Source organism: Burkholderia sp. Ac-20349, assembly GCF_017104865.1.
GTDB lineage: Bacteria > Pseudomonadota > Gammaproteobacteria > Burkholderiales > Burkholderiaceae > Burkholderia > Burkholderia aenigmatica.
Genome location: NZ_JAAGPM010000376.1, coordinates 1 through 277 on the forward strand (window position 1 = coordinate 1; position 277 = coordinate 277).

The following is a 277-nucleotide window of genomic DNA, read 5'->3' on the forward strand; positions in this document are numbered from 1 at the left end:
ATCGCATACCAACGTCACGACCGAAGACGCGCTGAAATACGCGCCGAACCTGATGGTCCGCAAGCGCTATATCGGCGACCGCAACAGCGTATTCGCCGGCCGCGACTTCAACGAGCTGCAGAGCGCACGCGGGCTCGTGTATGCGGACGGCGTGCTGCTGTCGAACCTGCTCGGCTCGAGCTACGCGTACCCGCCGCGCTGGTCGCTGATTCCGCCCGACGACATCGCGCGCGTCGACGTGCTCTATGGCCCCTTTTCCGCGCTGTATCCGGGTAAC

General features: G+C 64.6%; 1 protein-coding gene. It reads left to right on the forward strand.

Features of this window, described 5'->3' with window-relative positions:
• On the forward strand, window positions 1–277 hold a 277-nt coding region (locus G3N61_RS39325; RefSeq protein WP_205825145.1), incomplete at both ends, for a Plug domain-containing protein.